Genomic DNA, 1,499 nt, shown 5'->3' on the forward strand with positions numbered 1-1,499 from the left:
GTGGTAGTGTCGTCGGCCGTGGTCGTGATGTCGTCGGTCATGGTGCGATCGGTATCGTTGGCTACGTTTCGGGGGCGTCGTTCCAGAGGTCGACGTGGAGCCGAGGCGTGTACCGGAAGCCGTACTCCATCGCCAGCTCGGCGACGCGGCTGCGGGTTTCGGCGAGGCGCTCTCGAGTGGCGCCCTCGGGCATCAGGAGGACGTCGTCGTCCCGGATGGGGTCGCTCGTCGCATCGCGGAGTTCCTCGAGCAGCTCGAGGATCTCGGGCACGTCGCCCTCGTCGGTGACGACGAACTTCAGCTGGAAGTCGTAGTCCTCGACGAGCGCGGAAAGCGCCTCGAGGTCGATGCGGTCGTTCTCGTGGCGCTCGGCCCACTCGCCGTCACCTCGAGGGTCGCGATCGGACGTCGGCGTCGAACTCTCGAGTTTCGGGCTGATCGAGGCGAGGTCGATCGGCGCCTCCCGATAGAGTGTGCCGTTGGTCTCGACGGTGGTGTGGTACCCGCGCTCGTCGAGGGCCTCGAGCAGGTCGACGCTCTCCTCGTGGAGCAGGGGCTCCCCGCCCGTGAGGACGACGTGGTCGGCCGGGTGAGAGCCGACCTCCGCGAGGATCTCCTCGAGGCTCATCCAGGCGTGGGTCGGCTCCCAGGAGGTGTGGTAGGAGTCACAGAACCAGCACCGCAGGTTACAGCCGCTGGTACGGACGAACACCGACGGAACGCCGGCGAGGGTGCCCTCGCCCTGCAGCGAGTAGAACAGCTCGTTGATCGGGAGGCCCTCGCGGTCCGCCTGCCGTGCGTCGCCGACCGCCTCCCGGTCCACCGAGTCGGAGACCGGCATCTCAGAGCCACCCTCCCCCGCAGAGCTCGCTCGTCTCGTTGACCTGCACGGCGACGTCGGTTACGGTGTCGGGCAGCGCCGCCTCGAGTTTCTCCTCGAGGAGGACGCTCATCACCTCCGCCGTGGGCGGGTGCTCGAGGACGACCACGCCGTCGTCGTCGCCGGCCGCCTCGAAGGCCTCGACCAGGGGGTCGCCGCGCTCGAGCAGGAACATGTGATCCCACTCGTCGATTACTGCGGTAATATCGCCCTTGTCGGCGACCCACCCCGCCTCGGTGAGTTCGCCCTCGACCCTGACCGCTACCTCGTAGTTGTGGCCGTGGGGTCGAGCGCACTTGCCGTCGTGGTGCAGCAGGCGGTGGCCGGCACTGATCCGGATCGGGCGATCCCGGCCGACGTGGAGGACCCGACGGCTGCCGACGACGTCGGCATCCTCGCGAGTGGAGAGCGTATCGGTCATACCTGGGTATTCTCACGGGAATACTTAGGCCGGTCGGTCCGTGCTCGAGTCGACGGTCCGTGGGGCAGGCTGAGAGAGTACGTTTCCGCTGTTATTCCCTCCCAGCGGGAACGAAGAGTGTATTTCCGCTGTTGCGCTCTCCACGACGCACAGACAGTGAGCCACGAGGAGCAGCACAGAATAGCTCGCGTACCGATC

General features: G+C 67.0%; 2 protein-coding genes. Both read right to left on the reverse strand.

Annotated elements, in window-relative coordinates; translation table 11 throughout:
- Positions 1 to 61 precede the first annotated feature (61 nt).
- On the reverse strand, positions 62 to 841 hold the full coding sequence (locus ACNA7R_RS20295) for a 7-carboxy-7-deazaguanine synthase QueE (protein ID WP_416285345.1): 780 nt from the start codon (positions 839 to 841) through the stop codon (positions 62 to 64).
- A 1-nt stretch (position 842) separates the two neighbouring features.
- Complete coding sequence (locus ACNA7R_RS20300; RefSeq protein WP_416285346.1) at positions 843 to 1,301, reverse strand: 6-pyruvoyl trahydropterin synthase family protein; 459 nt, start codon at positions 1,299 to 1,301, stop codon at positions 843 to 845.
- Between the last annotated feature and the right edge of the window lie 198 nt (positions 1,302 to 1,499).

Source organism: Natronococcus sp. (assembly GCF_047921035.1).
Classification (GTDB): domain Archaea; phylum Halobacteriota; class Halobacteria; order Halobacteriales; family Natrialbaceae; genus Natronococcus.

Excerpts from the sequence above, each read along its gene's own strand:
- ACNA7R_RS20295 (WP_416285345.1), bottom strand. The coding sequence starts at position 841 with ATGCCGGTCTCCGACTCGGTGGACCGGGAGGCGGTCGGCGACGCACGG.
- ACNA7R_RS20300 (WP_416285346.1), bottom strand. The coding sequence starts at position 1,301 with ATGACCGATACGCTCTCCACTCGCGAGGATGCCGACGTCGTCGGCAGC.